Annotated in this window: 14 protein-coding genes; 9 read left to right on the top strand and 5 right to left on the bottom strand. The window is 64.5% G+C overall.

The features are described from left to right. Positions 1 to 70: 70 nt before the first annotated feature. From AC1RQ9_RS00840 to ftsY, 4 genes are all read left to right on the top strand, one after another. Positions 71 to 472, top strand: coding sequence for a VOC family protein (locus AC1RQ9_RS00840; RefSeq protein ID WP_193733549.1), 402 nt, complete (start codon positions 71 to 73; stop codon positions 470 to 472). A gap of 73 nt (positions 473 to 545) precedes the next feature. Next, positions 546 to 1370, top strand: a complete 825-nt coding sequence (gene dapF / locus AC1RQ9_RS00845) for a diaminopimelate epimerase (RefSeq protein ID WP_485985222.1) — start codon at positions 546 to 548, stop codon at positions 1368 to 1370. Beyond that, entirely contained in the window at positions 1367 to 2614 is a 1248-nt protein-coding gene (gene mtaB / locus AC1RQ9_RS00850; protein ID WP_485985223.1) for a tRNA (N(6)-L-threonylcarbamoyladenosine(37)-C(2))-methylthiotransferase MtaB, read from the top strand. The genes dapF and mtaB overlap by 4 nt, the downstream gene beginning before the upstream one ends. Position 2615: 1 nt before the next feature. Further along, complete coding sequence (gene ftsY, locus AC1RQ9_RS00855; protein ID WP_485985224.1) at positions 2616 to 3620, top strand: signal recognition particle-docking protein FtsY; 1005 nt, start codon at positions 2616 to 2618, stop codon at positions 3618 to 3620. Between the two features lie 367 nt (positions 3621 to 3987). Here ftsY and AC1RQ9_RS00860 read toward each other — a convergent pair whose 3' ends face one another. From AC1RQ9_RS00860 to AC1RQ9_RS00870, 3 genes are read right to left on the bottom strand one after another with little or no spacing between them, the layout of a single operon-like run. Beyond that, entirely contained in the window at positions 3988 to 5211 is a 1224-nt protein-coding gene (locus AC1RQ9_RS00860; RefSeq protein WP_485985225.1) for a phosphoglycerate kinase, read from the bottom strand. Next, complete coding sequence (gap, locus tag AC1RQ9_RS00865) at positions 5211 to 6233, bottom strand: type I glyceraldehyde-3-phosphate dehydrogenase (RefSeq protein WP_193733554.1); 1023 nt, start codon at positions 6231 to 6233, stop codon at positions 5211 to 5213. The genes AC1RQ9_RS00860 and gap overlap by 1 nt, the downstream gene beginning before the upstream one ends. 30 nt (positions 6234 to 6263) lie before the next feature. Continuing rightward, on the bottom strand, positions 6264 to 8192 hold the full coding sequence (locus tag AC1RQ9_RS00870; protein ID WP_485985226.1) for a transketolase-like TK C-terminal-containing protein: 1929 nt from the start codon (positions 8190 to 8192) through the stop codon (positions 6264 to 6266). 133 nt (positions 8193 to 8325) lie between these two features. On the opposite strand from AC1RQ9_RS00870, the gene AC1RQ9_RS00875 reads away from it, so the two are divergent. Further along, entirely contained in the window at positions 8326 to 8790 is a 465-nt protein-coding gene (locus AC1RQ9_RS00875) for a hypothetical protein (RefSeq protein ID WP_485985227.1), read from the top strand. A gap of 137 nt (positions 8791 to 8927) precedes the next feature. Beyond that, positions 8928 to 10256: a 5-aminolevulinate synthase gene (gene hemA / locus AC1RQ9_RS00880; protein WP_485985228.1), complete on the top strand. Its 1329-nt coding sequence runs from the start codon at positions 8928 to 8930 to the stop codon at positions 10254 to 10256. A gap of 62 nt (positions 10257 to 10318) precedes the next feature. Here hemA and AC1RQ9_RS00885 read toward each other — a convergent pair whose 3' ends face one another. Next, positions 10319 to 11113 (bottom strand): DsbA family protein, encoded by a 795-nt coding sequence (locus AC1RQ9_RS00885; protein WP_193733558.1) that lies wholly within the window; start codon positions 11111 to 11113, stop codon positions 10319 to 10321. A 246-nt stretch (positions 11114 to 11359) separates the two neighbouring features. On the opposite strand from AC1RQ9_RS00885, the gene AC1RQ9_RS00890 reads away from it, so the two are divergent. The 3 genes from AC1RQ9_RS00890 to AC1RQ9_RS00900 all read left to right on the top strand — a co-directional run bounded on the left by AC1RQ9_RS00890 (position 11360) and on the right by AC1RQ9_RS00900 (position 14500). Beyond that, a complete protein-coding gene (locus AC1RQ9_RS00890; protein WP_485985406.1) occupies positions 11360 to 12781 on the top strand; it encodes a gamma-glutamyltransferase in 1422 nt (473 codons plus the stop codon). Between the two features lie 177 nt (positions 12782 to 12958). Next, a complete protein-coding gene (recA, locus tag AC1RQ9_RS00895) occupies positions 12959 to 14005 on the top strand; it encodes a recombinase RecA (protein WP_193733559.1) in 1047 nt (348 codons plus the stop codon). Between the two features lie 123 nt (positions 14006 to 14128). Beyond that, positions 14129 to 14500: a hypothetical protein gene (locus tag AC1RQ9_RS00900; RefSeq protein ID WP_193733566.1), complete on the top strand. Its 372-nt coding sequence runs from the start codon at positions 14129 to 14131 to the stop codon at positions 14498 to 14500. Between the two features lie 110 nt (positions 14501 to 14610). Here AC1RQ9_RS00900 and AC1RQ9_RS00905 read toward each other — a convergent pair whose 3' ends face one another. Further along, positions 14611 to 15936 (bottom strand): glycerate kinase type-2 family protein, encoded by a 1326-nt coding sequence (locus AC1RQ9_RS00905; protein ID WP_485985229.1) that lies wholly within the window; start codon positions 15934 to 15936, stop codon positions 14611 to 14613. Between the last annotated feature and the right edge of the window lie 113 nt (positions 15937 to 16049).

Here is a 16049-nt window from a genome sequence, read left to right on the forward strand (position 1 = left end):
GAAGTAACAACGCCATGTGCGGTGGGCGTATTATCACGCGCCCTGCCGTAGGGAACAGGAGAAAAGCAGAATGGCCCGTATGATCCATTCGATGATCCGCGTGCGTGATGAAGCCGCGAGCCTTGCATTCTATGATACGGCTTTCGGCCTGAAGGTGGCCGACCGGCTTGTTTTTGATACCTTCACCCTTATCTACCTGTCCAATGACGAACAGACGTTCGAACTGGAACTGACCGTCAACCACGACCGCACCACGCCCTATGACCTTGGCGATGGTTATGGCCATCTGGCGGTATCGGTCGCGGATGTGGACGCGGAACATGCCCGTCTTGCGGCTGCGGGCCTGTCACCGCTGGCGATCAGGGACATGTCGTGCGGGGAGCGGTTCGTGGGACGGTTCTTCTTCATTACCGACCCGGATGGCTACAGGATTGAAGTCTTGCAGCGCGGCCGGCCGGGGCGTTTTCTCTGATCGGGCTTGCAAGGCCGGGCGCGGGGTGCCATCCCGCTCGCATATATGGATGGGTTGGCCCTATACAGGACGGATGATGACCGGTTTTCTCAAGATGCACGGGCTGGGCAATGACTTTGTGGTGGTGGATGAACGTATCCACCGCCATGACCTGACACCTGCCCGCATTGCCGCATTATCCGACCGCCATACCGGCATCGGCTGTGATCAGTTCGTGACCCTGCGCCCCGCCTGTGCGCAGGGCGCGGACGTGTTCGTACGCTTTTTCAACGCCGATGGTACGGAATCGGGGGCGTGCGGCAATGCCTCGCGCTGTATTGCCGACCTTGTGGCGCACGAGACGGGGCAGAATCGTGTGGGGTTACAGACCCGCGCGGGCGTGCTGCACGCCACCATTATCCGCCCCGGTCTGGTTACGGTGGATATGGGTACACCCGCGCAGGGCTGGGCGGATGTGCCGCTGGCAAAAGCGATGGACACGCTGCATCTGCCCATCGCGGGCGATCCGGCCGCCGTGTCCATGGGCAATCCGCATGCGACCTTTTTCATGCCTGCTGCCGATGCCGTGGACCCATGCGTGGCCGGGCCGGAACTGGAACACCACCCCCTGTTCCCTGAACGCGCCAATATCGGTTTCGCCCATGTCACGGGCCGGGACGCCATGCGGCTGCGGGTTTGGGAACGTGGCAGCGGCCTGACGCGGGCCTGCGGGTCGGGTGCATGTGCCGCCGTGGTCAATGCCGTGCGGCGCGGACTGGTGGAGCGGACCTGCACGGTAATGATGGATGGCGGCGAACTGACCATTACCTGGCGTGAAAGCGACGGGCATGTGCTGATGACAGGCCCCGCGAAAACCAGTTTCACCGGCACGTTCAACCCGGAAGACTACCCCCGATGAAGAAGCCGGAAATCCTGACCTTCGGCTGTCGCCTCAATACATATGAAAGCGAGGTGATGCGCAACCACGCCGCCGGACTGGATAATGTGGTGATCGTGAACACCTGCGCGGTGACGGGGGAGGCCGAGCGCCAGGCCCGGCAGGCCGTGCGCCGCGCCCACCGCGCGCGGCCCGATGCGCGTATCGTGGTCACCGGCTGCGCCGCCCAGATCGATCCCGACCGCTGGGCGGCCCTGCCCGGCGTGACCCGCGTGCTGGGCAACCGCGAAAAACTGGATGCCGCAAGCTGGAGCGAGATGGCATTGGGTCAGGGCAATGCCGTGTCCGACATCATGGCAGCACAGGAGACCGCGCCGCATCTGGTGACCGAATTCGCCGGTCGTACCCGTGCGTTTGTGGAGGTGCAGCAGGGCTGTGACCACCGCTGCACCTTCTGCATCATTCCCTTCGGGCGCGGGCCGTCGCGTTCGGTGCCGGTGGGCGTGGTCGTGGAACAGGTGCGTGCGCTGGTGCGCTCAGGCTACCGGGAAGTGGTGCTGACGGGCGTGGACATTACCTCATGGGGCGATGACCTGCCGGGCAGGCCCCCGCTTGGGCAGTTATGCCGCAGGCTGCTGGCGCTGGTACCGGAACTGGAGCGGCTGCGCCTGTCCTCGGTCGATCCAGTGGAGATTGATGAGGACATATGGAAGCTGCTGGAAAACGAACCGCGCTTCATGCCCTACCTGCACCTGTCGCTGCAGGCGGGGAGTGACATCATCCTCAAGCGCATGAAGCGCCGTCACCTGACGGCGGATGCGCAGGCGGTGGTAGCGCGGGCGCGGGCGCTGCGGCCCGATATCGGGATCGGGGCAGACATCATCGCCGGTTTCCCGACCGAGGATGAGGCGTTGTTCGAACAGACACTCGATTTCGTGCGTGCGAATGCCCTGCCTTATCTGCACGTCTTTCCTTATAGTGAACGCCCGGGCACACCGGCGGCCCGCATGCCGGCCATTGCCGTGCCACAACGCAAGGAGCGCGCGGCCCGCCTGCGCGCCGCGGGCGCACGGGCGGCGCATGATTTCCATGCACGCCTGATGGGCCGCACGCTGCGGGTACTGATGGAAACGGACACGGCGGGACATAGCGAGGAATTCGCCCCGGTAAGGCTGGTGGATGGCGCGGTGTCCGTGGCTGGACGCATTGAAACGGTGCGCCCGGCGGCGGTTGACGATAACGGACTGGTTGCGGAAATTCTCTGATATGGCACTTGGTTTCTTCTCACGTCTCAAGGCGGGGCTGTCGCGCTCCACCCAGAAACTCAGCGGTGGCCTGAGCGCCGTCTTCACCCGGCGCAAGCTGGATGACCAGGCGCTGGAGGATCTGGAGGACCTGCTGATCTCTGCCGACCTTGGCCCGAGTGTGGCGGAAAAGGTCATTGAATCTTTCCGCCGTTCCAAGTTTGGCAAGGAAGTGACGGATGAGGAAGTGCGTCAGGCGCTGGCGGAAGAAATCGCCACCATCCTCCAGCCCGTCGCCATACCGTTTGAACCCGATCCCAGGCACAAGCCGCATGTGGTGCTGGTTGTTGGCGTGAACGGCACCGGCAAGACCACCACCATCGGCAAGATGGCGCGTTTCTATGGTGAACAGGGCAAGAAGGTGATGATGGTCGCGGGCGATACCTTCCGCGCCGCCGCCGTCGAGCAGTTGCAGGTATGGGGCGAGCGCACGGGTGCCCCCGTCATCGCGGGCAAGCCCAATGCCGATGCGGCAGGACTGGCGTTCGAGGCCCTCAAGCGCGCCACGGCGGAAAAGGCCGACCTGCTGCTGGTCGACACGGCGGGCCGCCTGCACAACAAGAGTGCGCTGATGGAGGAACTGGCCAAGATCATCCGCGTCATGCGCAAGTTTGATGAAACCGCACCCCATTCCGTGCTGCTGGTGCTGGACGCCACCACGGGGCAGAACGCGGTGGAACAGGTGCGGGTGTTCAAGGAACTGGTCAACGTAACCGGACTGGTCGTGACCAAGCTGGACGGTTCGGCCCGCGGCGGGATCGTGGTGGCGCTGGCCGATGCGTTCGGGCTGCCGGTGCATCTGGTGGGCGTGGGCGAACAGGCCGATGACCTGCGTCCGTTCTCCGCCGAAGCCTTTGCCAAAGGGTTGGTTGGCGATTCGATCAAGGTTATTGAACGTGATGATGAAACCACCGCCGCAGATGGCGAGGGAGCAGATGAACCACAGGAACATCCGCCGCAGGTCTGAACCTGGCCCTTAAGCCACGGGGTCAGGCATGCCAGAAGTCGGCTGTCGGATAGACGCTTTTTCTGTCCTGTGAACAGTTAACGCCGGGGCAGGGCGGGAAGTGCTGGCCGCAGCGGCGGAAATGAAACGTCGGGCCGTGCAAATCGAGGATGTCTCTCCATGGCGGTCCGAACTGGCAGAAGAGTTGATTGCAAGCCACCAGTCGAACCGGTTTGAACGACATGGTCGGGGGGGGGGGCATAAAAAAGGGACCACCCCGTGGGATGGTCCCTGACCTGGAAAAGGTTTTGGTGAAGCTTTTTTAAAAGCTTCGAAGAACGCCGCCTTTTTGAAAATGGCGGCACCCAGAAACTTTTATGACTTGCCTTTAGATCGGCATGGCGCGTTCAAAGATGTTTTCCAGCGCCATGATGCCCGGCAGCGTCTTGCCTTCCATCCATTCAAGGAAGGCCCCGCCCGCGCTGGAGATGTAGGAGATATGCTTCTCCACCCCTGCATGGCGCAGGGCGGAAACCGTATCCCCACCGCCTGCAATGCTTTTCAGCGCGCCGGAATCGGTCAGGCGCGCCACGTCGCGCGCCACCGCATTGGTTGCGGCGTCAAACGGCGTGATCTCGAACGCGCCCAGCGGACCGTTCCAGACCAGCGTTTTCAGCGTCGCGATCTTCTGCTCGATCAGCTTTACCGTTTCCGGCCCGACATCCAGCATCATCGCGTCATCGGGAATGGCGGTGACGGGCACGGTGCGGGTCGGAACACCGGCCTTGAAATCGGTGGCGGTCACGGCGTCAACCGGCAGTACGATCTCGCAGCCTTTTTCCTTTGCTTTCGCAAGGATGTCGCGTGCGGTGTCGTGCATGTCCGCTTCCTGCAGCGACCGGCCCACATTCACGCCCTGGGCCGCAAGGAACGTGTTGGCCATCGCGCCACCGATGATCAGCATGTCCACCTTGGCCAGCAGGTTGCCGATCAGGTCGAGCTTGGTGGAAATCTTGGCCCCACCCACAATGGCCCCCACCGGACGGGCGGGGTTTTCCAGCGCGATGTTCAGCGCGTTGAGTTCCGTTTCCATCAACCGCCCGGCAAAGGATGGCAGCAGGCGGGCCACGCCCTCGGTCGAGGCATGGGCGCGGTGGGCGGCGGAAAACGCATCATTGACGTAATAATCGGCCAGGGACGCGAATTCCTTCGCCAGCGCGGGGTCGTTCTGTTCCTCACCGGGGTAGAAGCGGGTGTTTTCCAGCACCACGACATCCCCGTCCTGCATGGCGTCCACCGCCTGTTGCACCTTCGGGCCGATGCAGTCATCGACGAATGTGACCGGGCGGCCCAGCGCATCGCCCAGCGCATCGGCGATCGGGCCAAGCGACATTTCCAGCACGGGCCTGCCCTTGGGGCGGTCGAAGTGACTGACGACAATCACCTTCGCACCCTTCTGCGCCAGTTCCTGTATGGTGGGCAGCAGGCGCAGGATACGGGTTGCATCGGTGATCTGCGCGTTCCGGACCGGAACGTTCAGATCGGCGCGCAGGAGGACCTTCTTGCCCGTGGCGTCAAGGTCATCCAGCGTCTTGAATGATGTGGCGCCCATTACAGTGCCCCGAATACGGCAGCCGTGTCGGCCATGCGGTTGGAGAAGCCCCATTCATTGTCATACCAGCTGCAGATGCGCACCAGCTTGCCGCCATCGATCACGGCGGTCTGGGTCGCGTCAAAGGTGGAGGACGCGGGGGAGTGGTTGAAATCCGTGCTGACCAGGGGCGCGGTGTTGTAGGCAAGGATGCCCTTCAGCGGACCGGACTCGGATGCCGCGCGCAGCGCCTCGTTCACGTCCTCGACCGAGGCCGGGGCTTTTTTGGGCACGAAATCCAGCGACACGAGCGAGACGTTGGGCGTGGGCACGCGAATGGCGGTGCCGTCCAGCCGGCCCTTCAGGTGTGGCAGCACCAGCCCCACGGCGCGCGCGGCCCCGGTGGAGGTCGGGATCATGTTCAGCGCCGCCCCACGTGCGCGGCGCAGGTCCTTGTGCAGGGTATCAACCGTGCGTTGGTCGCCGGTGTAGGAATGGATGGTGACCATGTAGCCGCATTCGATGCCGAACGTGTCATCCAGCACCTTGGCCACCGGGGCCAGGCAGTTGGTGGTGCATGACGCGTTGGAAATGACGGTCATGTCAGGGGTCAGCACATCCTGGTTCACGCCGAACACGATGGTGGCGTCCACGCCCGACGCGGGGGCGGACACGATCACCTTGCGCGCGCCCGCCTTGATCAGCTGGGCGGCCTTTTCCTTGTCGGTGAAGCGGCCCGTGCATTCCAGCGCCACGTCCACGCCCTGGAAGGGCACCTTCGTCGGGTCGGCCTCGGCCGAGACGGTGATGGGATCATAGGTGCGGCCGTTGGCGGTGATGATGATCTGATTGCCATCCACCTTTACATCGGCGGGAAAGCGGCCATGCACGCTGTCATACGACAGCAGGTGTGCGTTGTCTGCCACGCTGCCCAGGTCATTGATGGCCACGGGCACGACATCGGTGCGCCCGCTTTCGATAATGCCACGCAGTACAAGGCGACCAATGCGACCGAAACCGTTTATTGCGACTTTAACAGCCATTTTCTTATTTTCTCCGTAAGGTCAGACATTTCACACACTGGCATCGACCGATGCCATCCCGGACGGCGCGCCGTTTCCTCCCGTGGTTTCAGCCAGGGTGTCGGACGGGTGGCGGACCAGACGCAGTGCGTCGCGGCAGATCCGTTCCGGCGTGATGTCGGCCGTGCTGTCTGGCTGGTCAGGGGTGGAAGGCGCCCCGAATCCATCAATGCCGACAAACAGCCCGTCCGTTCCAAGCCATCGTTCCCATCCAAACCCTGAAGCGGCCTCTATCCCGATCCGGGGTGCCGTTCCCAGCACCGCGGCACGATACGTCATTTTTTGCACGGCGAACAGTTCCCAGCATGGAAGGGAGACGACAGCCGCGGCAATTCCCGCTTCCCGCAGCAGTTTGCGCGCCGCCAGCGCCAGGATCGCCTCATGCCCCGTGGCGATCAGCGTGACCTGCCGCGCGCCTTCGGCTTCGGCCAGCACGTAACCGCCGCGTGCGCACAGGTTGGTCAGCCCGTGCTGTTCACGTTCGGGTGCCGTGGAAGTTGCCAGCGCGGGGGCGGATTCCAGCGTCAGCAGGCTTGGCCCGCTGGTCCGCCGCAATGCCAGTTCCATGCATTCCATGGTCTCGCGGTGGTCGGCGGGGCGGAAAACCGCGACATTGGGCATGGCGCGCAGGCTGGCCAGCTGTTCCACCGGTTGGCCGCCACCCCCGTCGCCGCGCAGCAAATCGTCATCGGTCAGCAGGTAGATCACCTGCAGGTCCGTCATGGCGGCATAGCGCAGGGCGGGACGCATGCGGTCCACTGCAATGATGGTCGATGTGCCGAATGCCAGCAGCCCGTCATGCATGGCAATGCCATTGAGCAGTGCCGCCATGCCATGCACCTGCGTCCCGCATGACAGGTCCATCTCGGCGCCATTGCGGCGGTTGGCGGGCACGTCGGCCAGCATGCCCCGGCGTGAACGCAGGCACGTCAGTTCGGGCAGGAGTTCATGCAGGGTCTCGAGTCCCCGCCGTGCCGCGAAGGTGGTGGAGATACGCGCGACCGCGCTGCCGTGTTCGCGCCATGACCGTTGCCAGTCGGGTTGCCAGAAGGCGGGGCGCTGGTTGCGGGCCATGCGTTCGAATTCGGCTTTCTGCCTGTCCTTCAGCAACCTGCGCAGCCACGAACGCCGCGCACTGGCCCCCCGGCGCGCTGCCCCCGCCCACAGGCCCGGATCATCGACAAAGGGCGGCGGCGGATCGGTTTCGGGTGCCGCGATACAGGCGATCAGACAGGGCTTGTGCGTCCGCTGCGATGACGTGATGGCGGCCGCGATCTGTTCGGGACTGCCTGCATTCACCTTTCTGACCGACCAGCCCGATGCGCTGTAGCGCGGCAGGATGGCGTCCACGGCTTCGCGCTCGCCTGACCACAGGCCAACGACCAGTGTGACGCGGTCCAGCCCCATCTGGCCGGCAAGTGCCGCGCTTTCCAGTGCGACACCGGTGGAAAGTTCCGTCCAGCAGCCCAGTCCCCAGATACGGTGATTGACCAGTGAACGGCCAAACCGCGCCGCAAGGTTCTGTTCCGCCAGCGCCATGCCGATTGCGGCCCCCAGTCCCTGCCCGCTGGGGCCGCAGGCCTGCCGGTCATGGTGGGCGGCGGTATGGCCGTCCATGCGGGGGGGCCGCGGTGTCTGGCCCGACAGTTCGGCCATGATGCGCGGCAGGACACGATACCGTGGGGAGGAGACCACGAAGCGGTCCCGGTCCGGCCATTCGGGGCTGGCGGGGTCGAAGCGCAGGAAGCGACTCCACAACACCGCGCAGAAATCGGCCATGACCCGCGCATGCGGGGCGTAGCGGGGATCGGGTTCATGGGTGCCGATGGCATGGCGGATCGCCGTCGCCAGCCGCTGTGGCATGCTGGGGGCGGCGGGCGGCGTCGCGGGCGGAAGCGTGCTGGCTTGGTTTTCTGGCATCGGCATCGTCCATGGGGCGGGGTATATCGGTCGGGGCCGCTTGTGCATGACTAATGCGCTGCGCGGGTGGCGGCAACAATTGCGGTATTGTCCTACTATGCCACGGTTGGGGGATATTGTATCGGTAGGGGTCATGTCCCGTCCATATCCGCGCCCTGTCCGCCGTGCCGTCCTTGTCGCAGTCGCCTGCCTGCCCGTCATGGCCGGGTGCAGGCTGGTCAGCCAGAAGACATTCAACCGCCATGCGGGTGACCCGCCGCATCTGCCGCAGCGTCCGCCGCCGCCGGTACCCGGCATGGACCGTCCGGCGCTGGTCACGATCGTGGCCGGAACCCCCGATACACAGTGGAGGCCCGCCGTCCGTACCGCCGTGGCCGACGCCCTGTCGCGCAAGCCCAATGCGCTGTTCACCATCGTGGTCAGCGTGCCCGACCGGGCCGATGGTTCCGTGCCGGACATGCAGAAGGTGGTGGACGCCAATGGCCAGCCCGTGTTGCAGGCAGTAATGGATGCAGGCGCAGGCGGTAGCCAGACGGAGATGGACGCCCGTAGCGTGCCTGCGGGCAGCGCAACCCAGGTCTGCATTTACGTGGAGTAGTCCAATGCGGTTTTGCAATTCCCGCCTCCATCATGCCATAAAGAATGGCCCGCTGGCGCTTAACCCCCGGCGATAGCGCCGCGTGAGGGGAACATCATCCCCCCGGCGCGGGTCACCCATAATGGTGACCATCATGAATGAAGACCCCGGGAACAGATTCGGGGTGTGCATGGAGAAAAGCAGCAGTGTCCAGTAATCAAGTGGATGGGCATCCGTTCTTCCGGTTCTGCCGGACGGCGCTGGAGAATATCCGCGCGCAGGGTCGATACCGGCAGTTCACCCCACTGGCACGCCAGGCCGAACGTTATCCCCTGTATGACCAGCCGGAAACACAGGCCACTCCGTCAACCCCTGCCTGCCCGCAGGACCGGGAGGTCGTGGTCTGGTCCTCCAACGACTATCTGGGCATGGGCGTTGATCCCGTGGTGGTCGAAGCCGCGATCCAGGCAATCCATGAACACGGTGCGGGTGCCGGTGGCACGCGCAACATCGCGGGCACCAGCCCGGTCCATACCGCGCTGGAAGCCGAAATGGCCGACCTGCATGGCAAGGAAGCGGGCCTGCTGTTCGTATCCGGCTATGTCTCCAACCAGGCGACCCTGCAGACGATCCTGAGCAGCATGCCCGGCTGGATCTGTTTTTCCGACCGGCTGAACCATGCGTCCATGATCGCGGGGATCAAGGGCGCACGCGGTTCAACCACCGTCATTTACGAACATAATGATCTTGCCGACCTGGAAGCCAAGCTGGCCGCGGCCCCCAAGGATGCGCCCAAGCTGATCGCGTTTGAAAGCGTGTATTCCATGGACGGCGACATTTCCGATATCGCCGGGACATGCGCGCTGGCGCGCAAGTATGGCGCCATCACCTATCTGGACGAAGTGCATGCCGTGGGCCTGTACGGCGATCAGGGCGGCGGCGTGTCCGAACGCGACGGCGTGGCCGATCAGGTGGACATTATCGAAGGCACGCTGGCCAAGGGGTTTGGCGTGCATGGCGGCTACATCACCGCGACCAGCGATATTGTCGAATACCTGCGCCTGTCGGCTTCGGGCTTCATCTTCACCACCGCGCTCCCGCCCGCGGTCGTGGCGGCGGCGCTGGCCAGCGTGCGGCTGGTGCGCAAGGATGGCTGGCGTCGCGAACGCATGTTCGAACGCGTCAACACCTTCCGCGAAAAGCTGCGCAGGGCGGGCATTCCCTTCACCATGACGCCAAGCCACATCGTGCCGATCCCGGTGGGCGACGCCCAGCGCTGCCGTGAACTGAGCGACCGTCTGCTCAACGATTACGGGATCTACGCCACCCCCATCAACTATCCCACCGTGCCGCGTGGCACCGAACGCCTGCGGCTGACGCCGGGGCCGTTCCATACGGATGAGATGATGGACGAAATGGTGACGGCCCTGTCCCGCCTGCTGCGCATCAACGATCTTGCCACGCAGCCTGTGGCCGCCATGGCCTGAACCCATTGGCCCGCGGCCCGGCATGTCCGGGGCGCGGGCTGGCATGGGTGGTGGCGTGTGGGTCAGCGGCTCTGTGCAATCGCCTTTTTCAGGTCATCATAGCTGACCGCGCCCGGAATGATCTGGCGGGCGTTGAAGACGAAGGTCGGCGTACCATCCAGCCCGATGGCACGGGCCAGTTCCATGTTCGCCTGCAGGATGGCCGTGACCCTGGGGCCGTTCATGTCACTGGCCAGTGTCGCGGCATTCAGCCCGGACTGGGTGGCCAGCGTGCGCATCCGGTCGGCCGTGGGGGTGACGGAATCGTTCATGATGGCTGTCTGCATGCGGAAATAGGCAGGCTGCCCCCCCTGGACGAAAGCGGCGACCAGCGCCTGTGACGCGATCAGGCTGTTCTGCCCCAGAACGGGAATGACCTTTTCCACGATCCGCAGGTCCTTGTCTTCCTTTGCAAGGCGATCAAGGTCGGGCAGTACCTTGCGACAGTAAGGGCAGCGCGGGTCATAGAATTCCACAACCGTTGTATGCCCCGCAGCATTGCCCAGGATCGCATCGCTGGCCGCGGGCGTCAGCAGGTCGGCGCGATGGCTTTCCAGCGCATTGCGGGCCGCGTTCTGCTGGGCGGCGCTGGCATTGTTGCGCAGCGCCGTGATCGCATCGGACAGGATGGTGGGATCGGTTTTCAGCGCATTGCGCATGATTTCCACGATTTCCTGACGCTGTGCCGGGGTGAAGCCGCTGGTGTCGGCGGCATGCCCTGCACCGGGTGCGGCAGTGGCCACAGCCGTCATGGCCCCCGCGGCCAGCAGGGCGTTCAGCAGGCGCGGGCGGTACCGGCGGCGGGAAATGAATGTCACGGGTTTGCTCCGTTGTCATGTCGGGATAATGTGTCTGTAGATGATCGGGCATACGAAAGGAATGGGCGATGGTGGGGAACGGGGCAGGCTGCCTGTTGCCCACGGCCCGTAAGGCCGTTAAGTCGGGATGGGTCTGCCATGATCGCGCGGTCGTGCAACGATCCGTTCAATTCATCAAAGCCGACCTGCCCATTGGAGAAGCGCTGCGTGCCTGAGCATTCGATCCCCCCTGTCGCCCGCCGTTATATGCGTACGGCGCTTTCGGCTGTTCTGGCCATTTCGGTTGCCGGTTGCGCCGGGCACCGTTATTCGCCCATGCGGCTTGTGTCGCATATGTTCGGCCCGTCGCCTGGCGCGCTGATCGGCACGGTTTCATCGGATGAACCGCAGGCAACGCTGGTCGGGCGCGATATCCTGCAACGCGGCGGCAATGCGGCGGATGCGGCCACGGCCATGGGGCTGGCGCTGTCGGTCACGCTGCCGTCACGTGCATCGCTGGGGGCGGGCGGGGCGTGCCTTGCCTACCGTCCGGGTGACCAGAACGGGGGCCGCGCCTTCATGTTCCTGCCCGTTGCGGGTACGGTGACGGCACCCGACATGCCGCATGCCGACCGTCCGGCCGCGGTCCCGATGCTGGCGCGGGGGCTGTACCTCATGCATCTGCAGTACGGGTCGGCCGCATTCTCGGAACTGGTGCCCGATGCGATCGCGCTGGCGGCCAATGGCATCAATGTCAGCCGGCAGCTGGCCGGGGATCTTGCCGCGGTACAGGTGCCGCTGCTGGCCGATCCGGGTGTCCGCGCGGTATTCAGCCGTTCGGACGGCAAGGCGCTGGCGGAAGGGGATGCGCTGGTGCAGACCCATCTGTCCGGTGCGCTGGACCAGATCCGCAGCATGGGCGTGGGCGATCTGTATAATGGTGCACTGGGGCAGTCCTTTGTCGCGGGCAGCCAGGGTGCGGGTGGCGGATTGCAGATGTCCGACATGCGCAGCGCCATTCCGTCCGAACGCCTGCCGCTGAGCCTGAGCAGCGGGGACACGCAGGTCGCCTTCCTGCCGCCACCGGCTGATGGCGGCCTTGGCAGTGCCGTGGCGTTCCGTGCCGCATCCTCATCCGATGCGACAACGCGCGCGCAGGCCAGCGTCGCGGCATGGCGGGCGCAGAATGGCAATCACGCCAGTGGCACGGGTGACGACATGACGGCCCGCGCGCAGGCATTCGTCAATGGGGGCGGGGGAAGCGGCGGTGGGCTGCCTTCGCTTCCGGCTTCGACCTCGTTCACCGTGGTGGACCATTCGGGCATGGCTGTCGCGTGTAGCCTGAGCATGGACAACCTGTTTGGCACCGGGCGCATGGCGGGCAATACCGGTATCGTGCTGGGCGCGTCCCCCGCGCGCCTGCCGCTGCCGCTGTTCGCGGCGGCCATCGCCAGCCAGGGGCGGGCTTTCCGCGCCGTGGCCGCCGGGTCGGGCCAGAATGACGCCGCCGCCGCCGTTGGGATCGCCATGCGCCAGATACTGGCGGGACAGACGCCCGACGCCCATCCGGTCACGGCCCAGGGTCGCATCAATGCCGTATCGTGCCCGCATGGCCTGCCGGGTGATGCCAGCACCTGCACCGCCGCAACCGACCCGCGTGGCGCGGGTCTGGCCATGGGGCCGCGCTAGGCTGCGGTTTCAGGTCTGCCGGGCATTATTATTCCCGGCGGATGGGGACGGGGCCATTGTAAATGGTCCTGTTTTGTTCCATATTGAACTGCATGACCTGCCGCCTGTTTCCAACAGGGGGCGCAGGGCGGGATGCCCGTCCGGACTTCATCTTCTCAAGCATCAGGGTAGGCAGCGATGGCACAGGCTCCGGGTATAGACAAAAGCAAGGCCCTGGAAGGGGCCTTGAGCCAGATCGAACGTGCGTTTGGCAAGGGTTCGATCATGCGTATGGGCGAACGCCCGACCGAGCAGGTGGACGTGATTTCCACCGGTTCGCTGGGGCTGGACATCGCCTTGGGGATTGGTGGCCTGCCGCGTGGCCGTATCATCGAGATCTATGGTCCCGAAAGCTCGGGCAAGACCACCATGGCGCTGCACGCCATTGCGGAAGCCCAGCGCAAGGGCGGTACCTGCGCCTTTATCGATGCCGAACACGCGCTGGACCCCGGTTACGCGCGCAAGCTGGGGGTGGATGTTGATAACCTGCTGATCAGCCAGCCCGATGCGGGTGAACAGGCGCTGGAGATTGCCGACACGCTGGTGCGTTCCGGCGCGGTTGACGTGCTGGTGGTCGATAGTGTGGCCGCCCTCGTGCCGCGCGCGGAACTGGAAGGCGATATGGGCGACAGCCATGTGGGCCTGCATGCGCGCCTGATGAGCCAGGCGCTGCGCAAGCTGACGGGGTCTGTCTCGCGTTCCAACACCATGCTGATCTTCCTTAACCAGATCCGGCTCAAGATCGGTGTGATGTTCGGCAGCCCCGAAACCACCACGGGTGGTAATGCGCTGAAATTCTATGCATCCGTGCGCATGGACATCCGCCGTATCGGCTCGATCAAGGACAAGGACGAGGTCACGGGCAACCAGACGCGCGTCAAAGTGGTCAAGAACAAGATGGCGCCCCCCTTCCGTCAGGTCGAATTCGACATCATGTATGGCGAAGGGATCAGCAAGGTCGGTGAACTGATCGACCTTGGCGTGAAGGCGGGCATTGTTGAAAAGTCCGGGGCATGGTTCTCCTGCGATAGCCAGCGCATCGGGCAGGGACGTGAAAACGCCAAGCAGTTCCTGCGCGATCACCCCGAAATGGCCGCCGATATCGAACGCCGCGTGCGTGAACAGGCGGGTGTCGTGGCGGAAGCCATGCTGGTTGGCCCTGATGAGGACGGCGCGGATCATTGATCCCCTTGGCCTGTCCCGTTATGGCAGGCTATCGTTTCCCGACCGTGCGTAGCCGTACCAGCGCACGGGACGGTGACTGAAAACGGGGGATTGGGGGCAGCCGGAATGAAACCGCGTCTTGCGATGATCGGATTGCTGGCCTGCCTTGCCGCCTGTAGCGGGGGGCAGGATGACAATAATGATCCGGCCGATGTGGATGAATCTCCGCCGCCCCTGGGTGCCCATGGGGGGGCACGCCATGCCAGTCGCGCCCGTGACGACGCGCTGCGCCCGCTGTCGCGGCATCTGCCTAGGCCACCCGACCCGACCGATGAAACCGCCACCGAAGCCTATCATACCCCGCCCGATGCGGCGGCGATGCAGATGATCTCGTCAGGGTACGACCCCAATCAGGCCGGGGATGATGATAGTGGATCGGGCGGTGACGATGGCAAGCATTTTGTTGTGCCCGATACCCAGGTCAGCTATGGCAGACAGGGGCAGGGCAGCCACTAAAAAAGTAATGAACGCTTTGAGGTATCGCCGTTTTTCAGGAAGGCAGCGTTCTTTTGAAGCTTTTTGAAAAAAGCTTCACCAAAAACGTTTTCAGGTTTCTGAAATACCCTTCAGATGACCAGCACCGCCCGGATATCGTTGACGTTGGTCAGGGTGGGGCCGGTCATGACCAGGTCGCCCATCTGCTGGAACACGGTGTAGCTGTCATGCGCGCGCAGGCAGGCGCGCGGGTCACACCCCAGCGTGCGGGCGCGGGACAGGGTGGTGGGGGTGATGATCGCGCCTGCCGCGTCCTCGGTCCCGTCAATGCCATCACTATCCGCTGCAATGGCCCAGATCCCTTCATGTCCCTGCAGGGTATTGGCCATGGACAGCAGGAATTCCGTATTGCGTCCGCCCCGTCCCGGCGGGGGCCGGTCGGGGTGGATGGTCACTGTTGTCTCGCCACCCGACAGCAGCACCGCAGGGCCTGCCACCGGCATGCCATGCTGGCGCGCCGACAGGGCGATGCCTGCCATGAACGTGCCCGTGTCCCGGCTTTCCCCTTCCAGTGCATCACCAAGGATCAGCGGTGCCAGCCCCAGTTCACGCGCAGTACTGGCGGCGGCCTGTAACGCCATGAACGGTGTGGAAACAAGGGTATAGCGATTGCGTGGGGAAAGCGTGCTGGCGACCGGCGGATGCATGAGTACACGCTGCACCGCATCGGGCACGGTAATGCCGTAATGTGCGATGATGGCGCGGGCGTCGGCTGCCGTAGTGGGATCGGCCACCGTCGGACCGCTGGCGATGGTCAGCGGGTCGTCGCCCGGCACGTCGCTTATGGCCAGGGTCACCACGCGCGCGGGACTGGCGGCGGCGGCCAGACCGCCCCCCTTGATGGCCGACAGGTGGCGGCGCACCACGTTCATGTCGCGTATGCTCGCCCCTGAATGCAGCAGGGCACGGTTGACCATGCGGATGTCATCCAGCGTCAGGCCATCCGCCGGCAGTTCCAGCAGCGCCGATCCCCCGCCCGAAATCAGGGCGATGACAAGATCATCCGGTCCCAGTCCCGTTACTTCAGCCATCATGGTACGCGCGGCGGCCTCACTCCGGCTGTCGGGCACGGGGTGGCTGGCTTCTAGCACGCGGATACGGCGCGTGGGGGTCATATGCCCGTCGCGTGTCACCACGCATCCCGTCAGGTCCACATCGGGCCATGCCTGTTCCAGTGCGGCGGCCATGGATGCAGCGGCCTTGCCCGCGCCCACCACCACGCATTTCCCCTTCGGCCGTTGCGGCAGGTAGCGCGCCAGCACCACATCAGGCATGGCGCTGCGTATGGCGGCATCGAGTATGCGCCGCAGGGCCATGCGTGCGCGTTCGTCCGTCCAGTCAGTGGCCGTGGTGATGCGTGATGTGGCGGCAAACGGGTGGATGGTGGCGTCGTTCATTGCAGCGGTCCAGATCCTTCATGCATGTATCGGTGCAGGCCGGGTTCGTGTACCAACGCATGGTATACAGGCGGGATGCATGCAGACCCGGCACCCGGTCCATACCATCCGTG

It is taken from the genome of Komagataeibacter ossonobensis, assembly GCF_057359305.1.